We start from the raw sequence: 18,725 nt of genomic DNA on the forward strand, positions 1-18,725 counted from the left end.
GGAAAACACCATGAGCAAGACAATCCGCCTGACGATGGCGCAGGCGCTGACCCGCTTTCTGAGCAAGCAGATGACCGAGATCGACGGCAGAAGAGTGCCCATCTTCGGCGGTGTGTGGGCGATCTTCGGTCACGGCAATGTCGCCGGCATCGGCGAGGCGCTGTACCAGCTGCGCGACGAATTGCCGACCTTCCGCGCCCACAATGAGCAGGCGATGGCGCATGCGGCGATCGCCTATGGCAAGGCCAATTTCCGCCGCCGCTTCATGGCCGCGACCTCTTCGATCGGCCCCGGTGCGCTCAACATGGTGACGGCGGCGGCGCTCGCCCACGTAAACAGGTTGCCCGTCCTGTTTTTGCCGGGCGATGTTTTCGCCAACCGCATCCCCGATCCGGTGCTGCAGCAGGCCGAGGACTTTTCCGACGGCACCGCGACGGTCAATGACTGCTTCCGTCCGGTGTCGCGCTATTTCGACCGCATCACCCGTCCCGAGCAGATCATCCCGGCATTGGCGCGGACCATGCAGGTGCTGACCGATCCGGCGGAATGCGGCCCGGTGACGCTGTCGCTCTGCCAGGACGTGCAGGCCGAGGCCTATGACTATCCCGAGAGCTTTTTCGCCGAGCGCGTCTGGCACCAGCGCCGGCCGCGTCCGGACCGGCATGAATTGGCGGCGGCGGTCACCGCGCTGAAGGGTGCGAAAAAACCGCTGATCATCGCCGGCGGCGGCGTGCTGTATTCGCAGGCTTCGGATGAACTGGCGAAATTCGCCGAGAGCGCCGGCATTCCGGTCTGCGAGACGCAGGGCGGCAAGTCCTCGCTGCCCGACACGCATCCGCTCAACATGGCGGCGGTCGGCGTTACCGGCACCTCGGCCGCCAACCGGCTGGCCGAGGAAGCCGATGTCGTGCTCGCCATCGGCACGCGCCTGCAGGATTTCACCACCGGCTCGTGGGCGCTGTTCAAGAATTCCGGCAAGACCATTATCGGGCTCAACGTCCAGCCTTTCGACGCCGGCAAGCACCGCGCGCTGCCGCTGGTCGCCGATGCGGCCGAAGGGCTCGCCGAACTCGGTGCTGCGCTGGGGAACTGGAAAGCACCGGCGACATGGACCGACAATGCGACCCAAGGCAAGAAGGCTTGGCAGGCCGAAGCCTCCAAGGTGACGGCGTCGACCAACGCCGCCTTCCCGTCGGACGCGCAGGTGATCGGCGCCGTGCAGCGCGCGCTGGGGTCCGGCGTGACCTTGCTGAACGCGTCGGGCGGCCTGCCGGGCGAGTTGCACAAGCTCTGGCAGGCAGGCGCGCCCGGCTCGTACCATGGCGAATATGGTTTCTCGACCATGGGCTACGAGATTGCCGGCGGGCTCGGCGCCAAGATGGCCAAGCCCGACCAGGAAATCGTCGTCATGGTCGGCGACGGCTCCTACCTCATGATGAATTCCGAAATCGCCACGTCGGTGATGCTTGGCCTGAAGCTGACCATCGTGGTGCTCGACAACAGGGGTTATGGCTGCATCAACCGGCTGCAGATGGCCACCGGCGGCGCCAACTTCAACAACCTCCTGAAGGACGCGCGCCACGAGATCCTGCCCGACATCGACTTCGCCGCGCATGCGGCCAGCATGGGCGCTATTGCCGAGAAGGTGCCGTCGATCACCGGCCTGGAGACCGCGCTGCAAAAGTCGAAAACCAACGACCGCACCACCGTGCTGGTCATCGACACCGACCCGCTGATTTCCACCGATGCCGGCGGCCATTGGTGGGATGTCGCGGTGCCGGAAGTCTCCGCACGGCCGCAGGTCAACGCAGCCCGCAAGGCCTATGACGAAAAGCGGCAGATGCAGACTATTGGCGATTGATGCTAAGTCAGCGCTGCCCCCTACCTCCCCCTTGTGGGGAGGTCGGACCGAAGGTCCGGGTGGGGGTCTGGCGCCGCACCCCACCCCGCTGCTTCGCAGCGACCCTCCCCACAACGGGAGGGTGAACAAGAAACCGGAGCTAAAACTTGAAAGCCAAACTGGGCATGTCCCCCATTGCGTGGTGGAACGATGATCTTGCCGAACTCAGCGACGACGTCTCGCTGGAAGAGTGCCTGCGCCAGTCGCGCTCTGCCGGCTTCACCGGCATGGAAATGGGCCGGCGTTTCCCAAACGACCCCGAAATCATGCTGCCGATCCTGAAAAAGGCCGACGTGACGCTGTGCGGCGGCTGGTTCTCCGGCACGCTGGTCGATGAGGATATGGGCAAGAACAGGGATCGCATCCAGCCGATGATCGACCTGTTCAAGGCGGTGAATGCGCCTTGCATCGTCTATGGCGAGGTCGGCCGCTCGATCCAGGGTGATCGCTCCAGGCCTCTCGCCACGAAGCCGAAATTGTCCAACGACGAGATGAGGGCCTATGCCAGGCGCCTCACCGAATTCGGCGAATGGTGCGCCGAGCAAGGCATGCCGCTGTCCTATCACCATCACATGGCGGCGGTGGTCGAGACCGAGCCGGAGCTCGATGCCTTCATGCGCCATTCCGGCGAAGGCATTCCGTTGCTGCTCGATGCAGGGCATCTCGCCTTTGCCGGTGGCGACGTGCTGCGCGCCATCGACAACCACCACAAGCGCATCAGCCATGTCCATGTGAAGGATGTGCGCATGGGCGTGATCGACGGGCTCGACCGCACAAAGCAGTCCTTTCTCGACGCCGTGGCGCTCGGTGCCTTCACGGTGCCTGGCGACGGTTCGCTCGATTTCGGCGCCATCGTGCAGCGCTTCGCCGACCATGGCTATGAAGGCTGGTTCGTCGTCGAGGCCGAGCAGGACCCGAAAAAGAACCCGCCGCTGAAGATGGCCCACGTGGGTTACAAGGAGCTGATGCGGGTGATGACGGCGGCCGGCTACACGGTCGAGACGCAAGGCTTTCCCAATGCGTAAGCCGGTCCGATGAAGGATTACGAGCACCCGTTCTTCCGGCCGCTGTGGCGGCGCGTTGCCGTCGTCGCCGTCTGCGTGATCTGGGCCGGAATAGAATTCGCCTCCGGCACCCCATTCTGGGGCATCATTGCGCTCGGCTTTGCCGCCTACGCGGTGTGGCAGTTCTTCTATCTTTACAAGCCGGTGGAGGAGAGCAAGGCTGCGCCTGATCGACCGAAGACCGGCGAAGCGAAGGCGGACGCCGAACCGAAGGAATGAAGCGGCCGTGGCTCGGAAGGGCTTGCGGGTCGGACACTCGACACCTGGCGTATCGCCTACGTCGGTGATTGGCCGGAACGTCCCTCGCTTCGTCATCCTAGGGTCTTCGCGACGGAGCTTCGCTCTAGGATGACGAAGTTGAGAGGCCGACCTCGAAGACTTGCGATAGGAGAGACAAAACATGTCGAAACTGCTCGTCAAAGCCGACAAGGGCCATGGCCGCGTCGCCTATGTCACGCCCAACAGCGCCGGATGGACCTATGTCGGCTTCGACCTGCACCGCCTGAAGCCGGGCGAGACCGCATCCGGCAAGACGCAGGATCGCGAAGTCTGCCTGGTGTTCGTCACCGGCAAGGGCACGGCAAGGGCCGGCGGCCAGGAACTCGGCCTGCTCGGCGAGCGCATGTCGCCCTTCGAGGGCAAGCCGTGGTCGGTCTATATTCCGGAGGGTTCGGACTGGTCGGTCACCGCCGACACCGATCTCGAACTCGCGGTCTGCTCGGCGCCGGGCCTGGGCGGCGGCTTGCCCGTTCGCGTCATCGCACCCGACGACCTCGGCCAGGAGACTCGGGGCAAAGGCACCAACACGCGCTACGTCACCAACATATTGCCCGAGGGCAAGCCCGCCGACTCGCTGCTGGTGGTCGAGGTCATCACGCCCGGTGGCCACACATCGAGCTACCCGCCGCACAAGCACGATCAGGACAACCTGCCGGCCGAATCCTATCTTGAGGAAACCTACTACCACCGCCTCAACCCGCCGCAGGGTTTTGCCTTCCAGCGCGTCTACACCGACGCCGACAAGACCGGCGCCCGCGAGCTGGACGAAGCCATGGCGATCGAGGACGGCGATGTTGTGCTGGTGCCCAAGGGCTATCACCCCTGCGCCGCCTGCCACGGCTACGACCTCTATTACCTTAACGTCATGGCCGGGCCGAAGCGGACGTGGAAGTTCCACAACGCGCCCGAGCACGAATGGCTCATGAAGGCCTGATCGGCCTTCGCTTGCGCCAGAAGCTGTTGGTCCAGCAGCGAAAAATCGTCGGCTAACGATCCACGGGGTCGATTTGCCTTCGAAAACCCGCATAAGCTTCGTCAATCCGTCATGGAAATCACCTATGGCAGCGGGCTGACGAGGATTTTTTTCGATGCGCTACGCCATCTATTTCACCCCGAGGCAGGACGAACCGCTGGCGCGGCTCGCCGCCAACTGGCTGGGCCGCGACCCCTTTGGCGCCGCCACCAGGCCGGTCGAGGCGGTGGGCGAGCTGTCGGCGGCCGAAGTCGCCTTTCACACCGCATCGGCGCGGCGCTACGGTTTCCATGCGACGCTGAAAGCGCCCTTCCGGTTGGCCGCCAACGAAACCGAAAGCTCGCTGCGCGCGGCGCTGGACGCCTTTGCCGAAGCAACGCCGACGGTCACCATCCCGCGCCTGGTCGTCAGCCAGATCGATGGTTTCTTCGCTTTGGTGCCGGAAGGCCCGCTGCCGCCGCTCAACCGTTTCGCCGACGATGTCGTGCTTAGCTTCGACCGTTTTCGCGCGCCGCTCACCGAGGCCGAGATCGAGCGGCGCAGCCCGGATTCGCTGAAGCCAGCCGAGTTCCGCAATCTCTGCCAGTGGGGCTATCCCTATGTGTTTGAGACCTTTCGTTTCCACATGACGCTGTCCGGCCGGGCCGGGCCGCAGGAAAGCCAACGTCTGCGCGCAGCGATCGACAGCCTCTTTGCGCAGGTGCTGCGGCAACCGGTGCTGGTGGATGCGCTGACGCTGTTCGTCGAGACCGAACCGGGCGCTCCGTTCATGGTGCTTTCGCATCATGCGCTCGGCCGCCGAGCTGCCCGAAAAACTGCCTGACCACAATTCGTCCGAGTAAGCAAGGACTGCCTGAAATGACCGCCGAAACCGTTCTCCACAACGCCCGCATCGTGCTTGCCGACGAGATCGTCGAAGGGTCGCTCGTGCTGCGCGACGGTTTTATCTCCGGCATCGACGCCGGCACCGGCCAAATCGGCGGGAGCATGGGCGGCGAGGACATGGGCGGCGACTACATCATTCCCGGCCTGGTCGATCTGCACACTGACCATCTCGAAGGCCACTATGCGCCGCGCCCGAAAGTGCGCTGGAACCCGATCGCCGCCGTCCTTGCCCATGACGCGCAGGTGGCCACCGCCGGCATCACCACCGTCCTCGACGCGTTGCGTGTCGGCATGGACGAGGACGCGGATATTACCTCCGACGACATCCGCAAGCTCGCCGGCGCGATCGAGGACAGCGTCGCGAAAGACCGGTTGCGGGCCGACCATTTCCTGCACCTGCGCTGCGAGGTCTCGGCGCCGGATTGCTTGCGGGCTTTCGCCAATTTCGATGGCGACGAGCGGGTCAAGCTGGCCTCGCTGATGGACCATGCGCCGGGACAGCGTCAGTTCGTCAATCTCGAGACCTACGCCCATTACTATCAGCGCAAGCTGAAATTGACCGATCGCGACTTCCAATTGTTCTGCGAAAAGCGGATGTCGGAATCGGCGAAGAATTCGGGACCGAACCGGGTGGCGATATCAGCCGCCTGCAACGAGCGGGGCATCGTGCTGGCGAGCCATGACGACGCCACATCAGGCCATGTCGACGAGGCGATCGAACAAGGCGTGCGCGTCGCGGAATTCCCGACCACGCTGGAAGCCGCCAAGGCCTCGAAGGATGCCGGGCTCGGCGTGCTGATGGGCGCGCCCAACGTCATGCGCGGCTCCTCGCATTCGGGCAACGTCTCGGCCCGCACGCTGGCCGGCGACGGCCTGCTCGACATATTGTCGTCCGACTACATTCCCTTCAGCCTGATCCAGTCGGCCTTCTTCCTCGGCGACGTCGTCGAGGGCATTTCCCTGCCGCAGGCGGTTGCGATGGTGTCGAAGAATCCGGCCGAGGCGATCGGCCTAAACGACCGCGGCGTCATCGAACAGGGCCGCCGCGCCGACCTCGTGCGGGTGCGCCTCGACGATCATGTGCCGGTCGTGCGCACCGTCTGGCGCCAAGGGCGGCGGGTCGCCTGATGGTCTCGGCGTCGATCGAGCGCGAACTCAGCAGCGAGGCCTTTCCGGTCCGCAACGGCGTCTTCGTCGCCGTCGTCGGCCCGAGTGGCGCCGGCAAGGATACGGTAATCGGTTATGCCCGCACCTTGTTTGCCGACGAGACGAGGCTGGAGTTCGTCCGCCGGGTCATCACCAGGCCGAGCGACGCCGCAAGCGAGGATCACGACACGCTGGCCGACGCGGCCTTTGTCGAAGCCGAGGCCGACGGCGCCTTCGCCATTTCCTGGGAGGCGCACGGGCTGCGCTACGGCATTCCGGCCGATGTCGACTGGTCCATCGCCAATGGCCATGTCGCGGTCGCCAATGTCTCGCGCGCAGTCATCCCGGTGCTGCGGGAGCGCTATGCCAATCTGGCTGTCGTCGAGATCACCGCCTCGCCGGAAATCCTCGCCGAGCGTCTCGCCCAGCGCGGCCGCGAATCGCGCGGCGAAGTGCTGGCTCGGCTCGCCCGCAGCGCCAATATCGCTTTGTCCGGCTCCGGCGTCACCTCGATCGACAATGGCGGCCGGCGCGAAGCCGCCGGAGAACGCTTCGCCGAGGTGCTGCGCAAGGCGATGGCCTTCTCGGATATATCCGGCGTGATGTAGCGCTACTCCGCCGCGACAGTCTTCCGGCTGGCATCGAGCATCAGCCGCCTTGCGCGGAACACGCCCCATTGCTGGTCGACCAGCACGCCGATCAGGATCACGCCGCCCATCACCGCGAAGTTGAGCGAGGACGGGATGCCGAGCAGATTGACCAGGTTCTGCAACTCTTGCAGCAGCACGGTGCCCAGGATGACGCCAACCAGCGAGCCTTCGCCGCCGCGCAGCGAGAAGCCGCCGAGCACGGCGGCGGCAATGGCGTAGAGTTCGTAGAACTGGCCGTGGCTGGCCGGCGAGATCGAGCGCGTGTACATCGCGAAATAGATCGCCGACAGCGCCGTCAGAACGCCGCAGATGACATAGGCGGCCATCACGACGCGGCCGGTGCGGATGCCCGAATATTTAGCCGCCTCTTCGTTCTTGCCGATGGCATAGAGGTAGCGTCCGAACACCGAGCGGTGCAGCACCACCCACATGACGATCGAAATGACGATCAGTGCGATGAAACTGTTGGGCACGCCATAGCTGCGGCCCGCAGTGAGGAATTCGAGCTCGGGAAAATTCTGGCCGAAGGCGAAGCCGGCGGTGCCGTCGGCGGTATAGAAACGGGCGACCCCGCGATAGATCAAAAGGCCGCACAGCGTCACCACGAAGGGCTGCAATTTCAGCCTTGTGATCAGCCAGCCATGCGCCAGCCCGATGATGCCGCCCAGCACCAGGATCAGCGGCAGCGCCACCGGCCATGGCATGTCGCGCACGGCGATGAAATCGATGAACAGCGTGCCGAGCAGCGCCACCAGCGATCCCACCGACAATTCGATGCCGCCGGTGATGATGACGAAGGCCTGGCCGATGGCGAGGATCCCAAACAGGCCGATCAGGTTCGAGGTGTTGGCGAGGTTGATCGGTAAAAGGAAGCGCGGGTTGATGGCGGTCACCACGGCGCCGACCACCAGGATCAGGATCAGCAGGCCGAGATCTTTTTTGCTCATCGTCTTCTCCCCAATGCGCCGGACCGGCAATCGCCTGAAGCCCGCTAGTTTGCCGGCTTGCCGACCGCCAGCAACAGCACGTTTTCCTGGCTGAATTGTTCCTTGTCGAGAATGCCCGAGATCTGGCCCTCATGCATGACGGCGATGCGGTCGGACACGCCGATCACCTCTTCCATGTCGCTGGAGATCATCAGCACGGCGACGCCGGCATCGGCCAAGGCTCGCATCAGCCCGTAAATCTCGGCCTTGGCGCCGATATCGATGCCGCGCGTAGGCTCATCGAGGATCATCACCTTCGGGTTCATCGCCAGCCATTTGCCCAGCACCACCTTCTGCTGGTTGCCGCCCGACAGCGTGCCGGTTCGCGTCTGCACCGACGGCGCCTTGATGCCGAGATTGCTCTTCTGCTTCTCGGCGGTGGCGGTCTCGGCGCTTGCCGACACCAGTCGACGCTTCGCATGCGCCGGCAGGTTGGGCAGCGAGATGTTCTGCGCGATCGACAGGTCAAGCAAAATGCCGGTCAGCTTGCGGTCTTCCGGAACCAGAAAAATGCCATGCGCGACCGCATCGGCCGCCGAACCCAGCACAAGCGGCTTGCCGTCGAGTTCGAGCCCACCGCCAAGCGTGCTGTCGATGCCGAAGAACACCCGCGCCAGTTCGGTGCGGCCGGAGCCGACAAGGCCGGCGAGGCCGAGGATTTCACCGCGCCTGATGTCGAGGTCGACCGGCCGGGCAGGGTAGGCGGGGGTGCGGATGGCTTTGGCCGAGAGCGCAGTGGCGCCCGGCGCCCGAGCCGCCTCGGAGGCCTTCTCGCGCTCCTTCAGCATGCGGCCGATCATCAGCTTGACCATCTGGTCGTGGTTGATGGCGCTCTTCGGCAAGGTGCCAGCCAGCATGCCGTCGCGCAGCACCACGACGCGGTCGGCGACGCGCTCGACCTCATGCAGCCGGTGCGAAATGAAGATGACGCTGATGCCATCGGCCTTCAGCGCCTTGATGACGTCGAGCAGCTTGTCGGTTTCGGCGAGCGGCAGGCTCGACGTCGGCTCGTCGAGGATCACCAGCCGCGCCTTGATCGACAGTGCCTTGGCGATCTCGACCATCTGCTGCTGCGCCAGCGACAGCGAGGCAACCGGCGTATCGGCGGAGAAATTGGCGCCGACGCGCTTCAGCAGTGGCGCCACCATTTCGCGCAGCTTGGCGCGGTCGACCAATCTCAGCGGCCCGCCGCGCAACGGCTCTCGGCCGAAGAAGATATTGGCGGCAACATCGAGGTTTTCGAAGAGATTGAGTTCCTGGTGGACGAAGGCGATGCCCGACCCCAGGCTGCCTTCGACGGTAAGCCCGTCATGCGCAACGCCGTCGACGGTGATGGCGCCGCTGTCTGGCCTGGTGACGCCGCCGAGGATCTTCATCAAGGTCGATTTGCCGGCGCCGTTTTCGCCGACCAGGCCGATCACCTCGCCCGGCCTGACCTCCATGGAAAAGCCGTCCAGCGCCACCACGCCCGGATAGGTCTTGCGCACGTTCTCGAGGCCGAGGAACGGGGTGGTTGCGACGATAGATGGGTCGGAATAATTCATCACGCCATATTTGATCAGGCTTGCCAGCAGCCGGTGGGCTACAGACTGACGGGCCTTGGCAGACCCGTCAACACGATCGCCGGCTCAAGGCGAACCCTGAGCCGGCGCAACTGCTCGTGGTCTCAGTTTCCGGACATCGCCTTCAGATTGGCGGCATAGGCGTCGACATCGTCCTTACCGATGATCTTGGTCGGGATGATGATCAGGCCGCCTTCCGGAATGCCTGATTTGTCGCCCTTGAGATAGGCGGCCATCAGCTTCATGCCCTGATAGGCCCATTCGAAGGGCTGCTGCACGACGGTCGCCGCCACGGTGCCTTCCTTGACGCCGCCCAGCGTGATCGGATCGTCATCGAAGCCGACGACGGTGATCGAGCCGAGCTTCCCGGCGTCGCGCAGCGCTTCATAGATGCGCGGCGTGTTGTAGGAATAGAAGCCGACCATGCAGGTAATGTCGGGGCTGGCGACCAGCGCGTCCTCGACATTCTTCTTGGCGCGCGCCTGGTCGATGTCGTCGCCGCGCACGTCCACCAGTTCGATCTTGCTGCCGGCGAGGCCGTCCTTCATGCCCTGGATGCGTTCCTTGGCATTGTCGGCGCCGAGCAGGCCGACGAAGCCGAGGCACTTGCCGCCGTCCGGCATCGCTTTCTTGGCGATCTCGGCCGCCTGCTTGCCGGCGTCGACATTGGACGAGCCGATATAGGCAACGCGCTTGGTCTGCGGGGCATCGGAGTCGGTGGTGAACAGCGCCGTTTCCGACGCGATCTTGTTCAGACCGTCGGTCGAGGTCTTGGGGTCGACGGCCGAGACCATGATGCCCTTGACGCCGGCGGTCACCAGATCGTCCATCAGCCGCTGCTGGATGGCGACCGAGGACTGCTCGGGATATTTGAGTTCGAGATTGTAGTCGGGCAATTCGGCCTGCGCCTTCTTGACGCCGGCTTCGGCGGCCTTCCAGAAATCGGAAGCGCCGTTGACGACGAAGGCCAGCGTCGGCTTGTCGTCGGCGCGCGCAATGGCTGTCGCGGTCAGGCCAAGCAGCAGGGCTGCGGTGGCCACGGATGCATGTCGTATCAAGGATTTCATGTTCAACCTCCCGTTTTGGCTCAGTCGTCGGACTGAACCGATCTTGCATTCACTGACTTGCCGCTCGCGATTTGGACGCCCTCCTCCTCAGGGGTTCCCGGCGCTGAAGAATGGCGTCGTCGGTCGCGATCACGGACTTTAGAGACTCATCCCGTGCTCGTAAATAGTCTGATTTGTCTGACATATCACATGTCCGAGACCAGGCTTGCGGAGGCAAACCCCGCTCGCCATCGGGCCATTCACGTGCACTTCTCGCCGCACGGGCCCACCTGACCGGACACGGCGGATTGACGTTACAGCGTCGTTTTGTATTAGTAAACACTATTAGCAGAGGTCTCGCGCGGACACTCGGCGGCGGCCCTAGGTCTAGTTTGCCCGAACAGGTGCAGCACGGCTTCGCGCAAGCAGATGCCTTGCAGTCCTCGAATTTCACGCGGCCCGAAGCGGCATGGCGGGGAACTTCAAAGCTGCTAATAAAGATAAACGCCTTCGACTATTTCCATTGGTCGACGGCGCGACACCATCTTGTCGGTGTGGCAGGCTTGCGACTAGACAGGCTGGGGATTGGGACGCAATGCCATGAGCGAGACGAGGGATCCGGACGACACGGCGAAGCGGCGCAAGGCGCCGGCGAGAGCCGCCAAGGGCGGCCGCGTCACCATGACCGACATCGCCAAGGCAGCCGGTTGCTCGCAGGCGACCGTCTCTTTCGTGCTCAACGATTCGCCCGGCATCCGGCTGTCGCAGCAGACGCGCGAGCGGGTGATCGACGCCGCGCGTGCGCTCGGCTACGCAGCACCCGCCTTCTCGGCGCTGCGCAAACCTGTTGCCGCCTTCGATGGACTTGACGGTGTCATCGGTTTCGCTGTCGACCAGTTGGCGACAAGCCCGGAAGCCGTTGTCGCCATCGAGGGCGCGCGCCAGGCATCGTGGAACGCCGGCAATGTGTTGCTCGTGGCGCAGACGATGGGCGACTCCGTCATGGAGCCGCGCGCCATTGCGGCGCTCACCAGGCGCGGCATCTCGGCGCTGGTCTACATGACCATCTTCACCCGCGAGATCACGGCACCGGACTTCCTCTACGGCCTCGACATCCCGGTCATCCTGCTCAACTGCTACACGGCCGATTATGCCTTCCCGGCCGTGGTGCCGTCCGAGATCGCCGGCGGCCAGAACTCGACCCGGCATCTGATCGGCCACGGCCACCGCCGCATCGCCACCATCACCGGCGAGCCGTGGATGCAGGCCGCGCAGGACCGGCTCAAAGGCTACCGCAGGGCGCTCGCCACCGCCGACATCCCGTTCGATCCCGAACTGGTGGTCGAGGGCGACTGGTCGGCGAGCGCCGGCTACGCGGCGACCGTGAAGCTTTTGGCGCTGAAAGAGCGTCCGACCGCTATCTTCTGCCAGAACGACCGCACGGCCATCGGCTGTTACGAAGCGCTGAAGGAGGCGGGCCTGCACATCCCGCAGGACATCTCCGTCATCGGCTATGACGACGAGGAGATCGCCCGTCACCTGTTCCCGCCGCTGACGACATCGATCCTGCCGCACATGGCGATGGGCCAATGGGCGATCGAACAGCTCGAAGTGCCGCCGCCTGCCGGCCGCGGCCGCTATCCCATCACCAAGCTGGAATGCCCGCTGGTCGAGCGGGAGTCGGTGGCAGCTGTGGCTGGATAAAGCTGAAACAACCCATCCCGATGCAAATCGGGATGGGTCTGTTTGGTGGTTGCGCCTCAGGGCAGGGACTATCCGGGAACGTGCCGCGGTTAGAACCGCAAGACGACAAAGGAGCGCCTGCGATAGCAGCGCCGGCGCAGCCGGCCATGCCGCCAGAACGTGCGGCAGTGCCGTCTCCAGACATGCCGCCTGTGGTGGCGACGATGGTGCCATCGCCGATGCGAGATCTGCTCAACATCGCCAGCGCCTTCGTCGTCATCAAACGAATTGGCATCCTGCTTGTCGAGTTCATCGAGAATGCCGTTACCGACATTGGGAACCCCGGCCACGGCCTCGAGAGGCCCAACCGCGGTAGCAAGCGCCGCGGCCCCCGCAACGCCCAACAATGCTGTCAAGAATGATCGCCGATCCATCAAAACCTCCATCAGCAAGACAAGGCTAACATGACGAGCCTAACACAAAGCAGCTAGAGCGGGTGATACAAAAGGCCAGAGGCGAATCTTCGAGCCGGTCCAAACGGGTGACCGGACGGACGGCAGAGGTCAGATTAAGGCCGCAACCGGGCGGCGCGCTTCCTTCGGCTCGGTGACCAAGCCATGCGGAATGCCGCTGATGAAAGCGCACAGCCTGAGCGGTTCCGCCTTTCCGCGAAACTCTGAACCGCTTGGCAAAGCTACCCCCTAAGAATGCCCGCCACCTTGCGGCAGTGGCTGGCTGAGAGACTGACGCCCCACGGCAGATGCGATGTTGCGGTACTCAGCGCCGCGCCAATATCCGGCAGAGCTCCTTCAGGTCCCGGTCGTAGGTGCCCTTGCCGCTGAGCACGCTGGCGCAGCGTTTTTTCATCTTGGCGATCTGGCCGGCCGACATGGCGCTGATGGCAACCACCGCCGGTCGCGTCGGCACCGCCGGCGTGTTGGGATCCCGAGGGCTGGTGGGCGCGGTCGGTGCGCCAATGCCGACCCCGACCCCGGCCGTCACCCCATTGCCCACCCCGACACCGGCGCCGACCCCGACACCGCTGCCGACGGTTGCGCCGACCCCGACCCCGACGCCCGTGCCGACCGATACGCCGGCGCCGGCGGTAACGCCGCTGCCAACCGAGGCGCCGACACTGGCGGTGGTGCCGCTGGTGCCTCCGACCGTCGCTCCGGCATTGACGCCCTTGCTCCCGCCGACCGAGACACCGACGCCAAGCCCGCCGCCACTGCCGCCGACCGAAACACCCACCCCACCGCTGCCGCCGATGCCCACACTGAGCCCGCCCGCGCCAGCCGGAAAGCACAAAGCCAAGGCAACAGCGCCGCCGGCCAAGACCTTTGTTAAACTTTTAAAGAAACCCATAACCCGCTCCCCGTGTTGGTTGCCTGGACGCAGGTTGAACAGCATCCGTTACCAATATGATTACGCGAGCGTAGCGTTTTTAGTTTCTGCGAGAATAGGTAGTATTGGAAATCGTTGTTATGGCTGCTTGCGGAGATCGAAATATATATTTTGGAATTGGCCGAAAAAATCGAGGATTTGCGGTTAGACTCGGAACCTTAGACAGGCAGGACGAGTGCTCGCATGCGGGAATTTACCGGGCGCATGCCTCAGGCCATCTTGCGACGCCGCTTCGCTAGGCTGCGGTGGAGAATGGACCCTCGAGAATGGGCTCGTACTGGGGAAAGGGGACGATCCAAGAACCCGCGACGATCCACCGGTGTCGGGCGCGTTGAGCGTCACATCGTTCCCCTGCTCGCAGTCGACGGCGTCAGCGCTACCCTTGCGGAAATACCTTCGCCCCGTTTGGCGTTTCTGCCCTTTGGATCGGATGCCGATCGTCCGCTGGCGTTTCGATCTCTTCAACTTACGTCGAGTTTCGCAAATCCACTTTGCATCCCGGCTAACGTTCGAAGGGTTCGCCAAGCGAGGCGACACCGTTCAGCCTGAGCAAGCGGCGGTCCGCCGAGATGACACCGAGCACGACGATCGTAACGAGATAGGGAAGGCTGGAAAGCAGTTGCGATGGCAGGTCCAGACCGGTCGCCTGGGCGGCGAGGCTCATCAGCGAAACCGCGCCGAAGAGGCAGGCACCCAGGAAGATGCGGCCAGCGAGCCACGTACCAAAGCAACGAGTGCGATCGCGATCCAGCCACGTCCGGCAATCATACCGTCCGCCCAAAGGGGCGTGTACACCGCCGCCGCATAGGCGCCGGCAAAACCCGCCATCATGCCACCAAAAGCTATGGCCGCGATACGGATAGCGATGACCGGATAGCCGATGGCATGGGCTGCCTTGGGATTCTCGCCGATTGCCCTCACGACAAGGCCGACTCTCGTATAGGCAAACATCGCCCAGATCGCAAACGTCACGGCAAGGGAAAGCCATACGACGACGTCCTGGACAAACAGCCTGCCGACTACCGGGATTTCCGAGAGGCCGGGAAAGGCAAGTTTCGGGAGCCCCTTGACCGTCAAGCTCTCGTAGCTTTTGCCGAACAGCGCCGAAAGGCCCTGGCCGAGAATGCCGATCGCAAGGCCTGTCGCGACCTGGTTTGCCCGGAATCCGAGTGCCAGCACTGCAAAGACGAGGGACAGGACGGCGCTACCGAGGCCGGCGGCAACGAACCCCAGCAGGTGTCCACCGCCGTGGTAGACGACGATGAACGCGAGCACCGCGCCGAGGGCCATCAGGCCCTCTACGCCGAGGTTAAGAACGCCGGCGCGCTCGACCACCAACTCGCCGAGTGCGGCAAGGAGAAAGGGGGTTGCCGCTGCGAGCATGCCCGAAATAATGAACTCGACGGCGTTCATGGCTGGCTCAGGTGATGGGGGCGGCGCCACTCGATGCGGTAGCGCACGAAGGCCACAGCGCCGAGATAGGCGAGCAGCAAGCTGCCTTGGAAGACGCGGACGGCGGCGATCGGCAGGTTTGCCGACACCATCGCATTGTCGCCGCCGATATAGAGGACAGCCATGAAGAGCGCGGAAAAGATGATGCCGACTGGATGCAACCCGCCGAGATAGGCGACAATGATGGCCGCATATCCGTAGCCGGTCGAGATCGAGCGCTGCAACTGGCCGAGCGGACCCGCGACCTCCGCCGCGCCTGCCAGTCCCGCCGCCAAGCCACCGATCAGAAGCGATAGCCAAATCGCACGCCCTTCGCTGAAGCCGGCGTAACCGGCCGCGCGCGGGGCAAGGCCGCCGACCTTGAGCTTATACCCTATGAAGCTTCGCTGCATGAAAACCCAGGCCACCAGCGAGAGCGCAAGTGTGATGAGCAGCGAGACGTTGACACGGGTACCGGTGATCAGGGTCGGCACCATCGCGTCGTTCTGAAACATGACGGATTGTGGGAAATTGAAGCCGGCCGGGTCCTTCCATGGGCCGAGCAGCAAGTAGTTGAGGACTTGCGTCGCAACGAGGCTCAGCATCAGGGAGACCAGGATCTCGTTCGCATTGAGCCTGACGCGCCAGAAGGCGGTGATAGATGCCCAAAGCGCACCGCCGATGGCACCGAGAAGCAGCATCAGCGGCCAGATCCACTGCCCGGTCGCCTGCGGAAACCAGACGGGGATCGCCGAGGCGAAAATAGCGCCCAGGATAAACTGGCCCTCCCCGCCGATGTTGAACACTTTTGCGCGGAAACCGATCGCCAGCCCCTGCGCAATAAGGAGAAGAGGCCCCGCCTTCAGCAGCACCTCCGCGAACGATGCCCAGGAGAGGAACGGCTCGAGAAGCATCGCGTACAGGACGGCCGCCGGATCTCGGCCTATCAGCACGTAAAGGCCCAGATTGAGGATGATCGCCATGCCAAGCGCGACAGCCGGGGCCAGCATGGCCGCGACGAGCGAGGCATGCTCCCGGCGGACGAGCGCGGGGAGGAACGTCGCGGCCCAAACGCTCATGCAGGAACCTTCTCTGGCGAGGCATGTGCTCCGATCATGTATCTGCCGATGTCTTCGGGGCGCGTGTCCCGCGTGACCAGAGGCGGACTCAGCATTCCATGATGGAGCACCTGGATGAAATCGCAGAGTTCGAAAAGTTCCTCGAGTTCCTCGGAAATTACGAGGATCGCCACGCCCAGGTTGCGCAACGCGATGAGCCGCCTTCTGATGGCGGATGCAGCGCCAATGTCTACACCCCAGGTCGGCTGCGCCACGAAAAGCAGTTTTGGCGACAGCATCATCTCGCGACCGACGATGAATTTCTGCAAGTTGCCGCCGGACAGCGAGCCCGCTTCGGCATCCGGGCCGGAGGCGCGGACGTCGTACCGACGGATGCATTCGCTGGTGAAAGCCGTCGCTCCGGCGCTGTTGATGAGGCCGCGCCTCACGAGATCGAAAGGATGGGCGGTAAGAACGGTGTTGAGCACGAGCGACATTTCAGGGACCGCGCCGCGTCCCAGCCGGTCTTCGGGCACGAAGGCGAAGCCAAATCTCCTGCGCGCGGCCGCATCGAGTGCGCCTACGTCGCGGCCCATCATGTAAATCCGGTCGCGTTGTTCCTTCAGCAGCATCGCTTCGCCCGAGATAAGCGCGGCAAGCTCGCCTTGGCCATTGCCCGATATTCCGGCTATGCCAAGAATCTCGCCTGATCGTACCGTGAGGCTGATGCCGGAGAGCGGCGTGGCAAAGGGGTCGTCCGGCGTGTAGTCCATGCCGATTATTTCCAGCCGCTTCTCCCCCTCGGGCATGGCCAACGCGGGCATCACCTCCGGCATGTCGCGGCCGATCATCATGCGGGCGAGGTCGTGCGCATCATAGTCGCGTGGGTCGACGGTGCCGATAACGCGCCCTCCACGCAGGACGGTCGCCTGGTCACAGATCGTGCGAATTTCCTCCAGTTTGTGCGAGATGAACAGGATGGACACGCCGCGGTCGCGAAGGCGCCTGAGCGTGTCGAACAGCTTCTTCACCGCCTGCGGCGGCAAGACCGAGGTCGGCTCGTCGAGAATGAGCAGCTTCGGGTCGGTCATCAGGCAGCGGATGATCTCCACCCGCTGCCGTTCGCCGACCGAGAGCGCGTGCACATCGGCGAGAGGATCTACTTCAAGGCCGAAATCCTGGCCGAGGCTGCGGATGCGCCCCGCCAGCTCCGCCTTGCCGCCGGGGACGACGAGCTGGATGTTCTCGACGACAGTCAGCGTCTCGAACAGCGAGAAATGCTGAAAGACCATGCCGATGCCCCTGCGCCGTGCCTCAGCCGGCGAGGCAAGGCGCAGATGCTCTCCGTTCCAGACGACGGTGCCTTCGTCCGGCTGTTCAACGCCATAGATGAGCTTCATCAGCGTCGATTTGCCCGCCCCATTCTCCCCGAGGATCGCATGGATCGATTGGGGCGCCACGTCCAGATCGATGGCTTGGTTGGCCCGGATCTGGCCGTAGCTCTTCGAGATGCCGCGGAGCGACAGAAGGGGCGGGGTCATGACTTACTTCGGCAGTGGTGTGGTGACACCCTTGACGTGCCAGTCCATCGCGACGATCTCGGGATCCGCTATCGTCGCACCGGCGGCGGCGGCTTCGCTGCCGTCGGCCTTGGTGATTGGACCTGTGAAGGGCGAGAAGCTGCCGTCGGCGATCTTCGCCGCCACTTCCTTGATCTTCGTCATCGTGTCGGCTGGGATATCTGAGTTCCAGTCCACGACCTCCACCACCTTTTCGGCGACGCCGAGGAAGGTGTTGGCGCCCTTGAAGGTTCCGGCCAGATGGGCATCCACGGAAGCCTTGAAGAAGGGCGACCAGTCCGTCGCGATGCAGCCGAGATATTTCTTCGGTGCATATTTCTTCATCGACGAATTGAGGTTGAACGCGTAGACGCCAGCCTCCTCGCAGGCCGAGATCACGGAGGGTGTGTCCTGCGCGTTCGAGAAGATCACGTCGCAGTTCTGTGCCATCAGCGCCTTGGCGGCTTCCTGTTCCTTGGCCGGGTCGAACCAGGAGTTCACCCAGACGACCGATACCTCGATATCGGGATTTACGGTCTGTGCGCCGAGCGTAAATGCGTTGATCGAGGTGATCAGCTCCGGAATGGCGAAGGCCGAGACGGAGCCGACCTTGCCGGTCTTGGAAAGAGCTGCGGCGGCTATGCCGAGCAGGTAAGTGCCCTGGAAATACTTCGCCGCGAAGGGCGAGAAATTCGGCGCGGTCTGGAAGCCGGAGGCATGCAGCACGGTGACCGCAGGATCGCGGCGGGCGATCTGTAGTGCACCATTCTGGTAGCCGAATGAGCCGGCGATCAGGAACTTGTTACCGTCGGCGACGGTCTTGTTCATGATCCGGTCGGCGTCCGGCCCTTCGGCGATGTTCTCGATGACGGTGATCTTCACCTTGTCGCCGTATGCGGCCTTGACCGGCTCGAGGCCGGCGGCGAGCGCATGGCCCCAGCCGACATCGCCGACCGGCGACGGGAGCACGAGCGTGATACCGAGCGGCTCGTCGGCCGCAAAGGCGGGACGGCTGCCAAGCGCGCCGGCAAGCCCTGTTGCGGCAAGGCCCTTCATCAGAGTTCTGCGGGTCAGATAGTTCAGCATGTCAGTTCCCCTG

General features: G+C 63.9%; 16 protein-coding genes and 1 pseudogene. 9 read left to right on the plus strand and 8 right to left on the minus strand.

Annotation, left to right across the window (positions count from 1 at the left end; genetic code table 11):
* The first annotated feature begins 10 nt into the window (after positions 1–10).
* From iolD to phnN, 7 genes are all read left to right on the plus strand, one after another.
* Entirely contained in the window at positions 11–1,861 is a 1,851-nt protein-coding gene (gene iolD, locus NKK52_RS26415) for a 3D-(3,5/4)-trihydroxycyclohexane-1,2-dione acylhydrolase (decyclizing) (protein WP_286461241.1), read from the plus strand.
* Between the two features lie 146 nt (positions 1,862–2,007).
* Positions 2,008–2,925, plus strand: coding sequence for a myo-inosose-2 dehydratase (iolE, locus tag NKK52_RS26420; RefSeq protein WP_023684055.1), 918 nt, complete (start codon positions 2,008–2,010; stop codon positions 2,923–2,925).
* A 9-nt stretch (positions 2,926–2,934) separates the two neighbouring features.
* A complete protein-coding gene (locus NKK52_RS26425) occupies positions 2,935–3,183 on the plus strand; it encodes a hypothetical protein (protein WP_023672345.1) in 249 nt (82 codons plus the stop codon).
* A gap of 181 nt (positions 3,184–3,364) precedes the next feature.
* Entirely contained in the window at positions 3,365–4,177 is an 813-nt protein-coding gene (iolB, locus tag NKK52_RS26430) for a 5-deoxy-glucuronate isomerase (RefSeq protein WP_023684054.1), read from the plus strand.
* Positions 4,178–4,331: 154 nt separating this feature from the next.
* Complete coding sequence (locus NKK52_RS26435) at positions 4,332–5,039, plus strand: DUF1045 domain-containing protein (protein WP_023684053.1); 708 nt, start codon at positions 4,332–4,334, stop codon at positions 5,037–5,039.
* Between the two features lie 35 nt (positions 5,040–5,074).
* Positions 5,075–6,229, plus strand: a complete 1,155-nt coding sequence (locus tag NKK52_RS26440) for an alpha-D-ribose 1-methylphosphonate 5-triphosphate diphosphatase (RefSeq protein WP_023684052.1) — start codon at positions 5,075–5,077, stop codon at positions 6,227–6,229.
* Entirely contained in the window at positions 6,226–6,855 is a 630-nt protein-coding gene (gene phnN, locus NKK52_RS26445; RefSeq protein WP_023684051.1) for a phosphonate metabolism protein/1,5-bisphosphokinase (PRPP-forming) PhnN, read from the plus strand. The genes NKK52_RS26440 and phnN overlap by 4 nt, the downstream gene beginning before the upstream one ends.
* 2 nt (positions 6,856–6,857) lie before the next feature.
* Here the strand turns inward: phnN and NKK52_RS26450 are convergent, their stop codons facing one another.
* The 3 genes from NKK52_RS26450 to NKK52_RS26460 form a co-directional block, all read right to left on the minus strand.
* Positions 6,858–7,844, minus strand: coding sequence for an ABC transporter permease (locus tag NKK52_RS26450; RefSeq protein ID WP_023684050.1), 987 nt, complete (start codon positions 7,842–7,844; stop codon positions 6,858–6,860).
* Between the two features lie 44 nt (positions 7,845–7,888).
* Positions 7,889–9,427 (minus strand): sugar ABC transporter ATP-binding protein, encoded by a 1,539-nt coding sequence (locus NKK52_RS26455; RefSeq protein WP_023672351.1) that lies wholly within the window; start codon positions 9,425–9,427, stop codon positions 7,889–7,891.
* A gap of 122 nt (positions 9,428–9,549) precedes the next feature.
* Positions 9,550–10,512: a sugar-binding protein gene (locus NKK52_RS26460; protein WP_023684049.1), complete on the minus strand. Its 963-nt coding sequence runs from the start codon at positions 10,510–10,512 to the stop codon at positions 9,550–9,552.
* A gap of 579 nt (positions 10,513–11,091) precedes the next feature.
* Here NKK52_RS26460 and NKK52_RS26465 point away from each other — a divergent pair.
* Together NKK52_RS26465 and NKK52_RS26470 are read left to right on the plus strand one after the other, a co-directional pair.
* Positions 11,092–12,195: a LacI family DNA-binding transcriptional regulator gene (locus NKK52_RS26465; protein WP_031197777.1), complete on the plus strand. Its 1,104-nt coding sequence runs from the start codon at positions 11,092–11,094 to the stop codon at positions 12,193–12,195.
* Between the two features lie 146 nt (positions 12,196–12,341).
* On the plus strand, positions 12,342–12,596 hold the full coding sequence (locus NKK52_RS26470) for a hypothetical protein (protein WP_352630197.1): 255 nt from the start codon (positions 12,342–12,344) through the stop codon (positions 12,594–12,596).
* 355 nt (positions 12,597–12,951) lie between these two features.
* Here the strand turns inward: NKK52_RS26470 and NKK52_RS26475 are convergent, their stop codons facing one another.
* From NKK52_RS26475 to NKK52_RS26495, 5 genes and pseudogenes are all read right to left on the minus strand, one after another.
* Positions 12,952–13,425, minus strand: a complete 474-nt coding sequence (locus NKK52_RS26475) for a hypothetical protein (RefSeq protein WP_245275310.1) — start codon at positions 13,423–13,425, stop codon at positions 12,952–12,954.
* Positions 13,426–14,080: 655 nt separating this feature from the next.
* Positions 14,081–14,991: pseudogene (locus NKK52_RS26480) on the minus strand (ABC transporter permease).
* Positions 14,988–16,088, minus strand: a complete 1,101-nt coding sequence (locus NKK52_RS26485) for an ABC transporter permease (RefSeq protein ID WP_023683613.1) — start codon at positions 16,086–16,088, stop codon at positions 14,988–14,990. Before NKK52_RS26485 ends, NKK52_RS26480 begins: the two are co-directional and overlap by 4 nt.
* Complete coding sequence (locus NKK52_RS26490) at positions 16,085–17,608, minus strand: ABC transporter ATP-binding protein (protein WP_023683612.1); 1,524 nt, start codon at positions 17,606–17,608, stop codon at positions 16,085–16,087. The genes NKK52_RS26485 and NKK52_RS26490 overlap by 4 nt, the downstream gene beginning before the upstream one ends.
* Before the next feature lie 3 nt (positions 17,609–17,611).
* The gene (locus NKK52_RS26495; protein WP_196814159.1) at positions 17,612–18,709 is read right to left on the minus strand and encodes a BMP family ABC transporter substrate-binding protein; all 1,098 of its coding nucleotides are present in this window, start codon (positions 18,707–18,709) and stop codon (positions 17,612–17,614) included.
* Between the last annotated feature and the right edge of the window lie 16 nt (positions 18,710–18,725).

Origin of the sequence: Mesorhizobium sp. C277A (assembly GCF_040324395.1) — a bacterium.
Classification (GTDB): Bacteria; Pseudomonadota; Alphaproteobacteria; order Rhizobiales; family Rhizobiaceae; genus Mesorhizobium.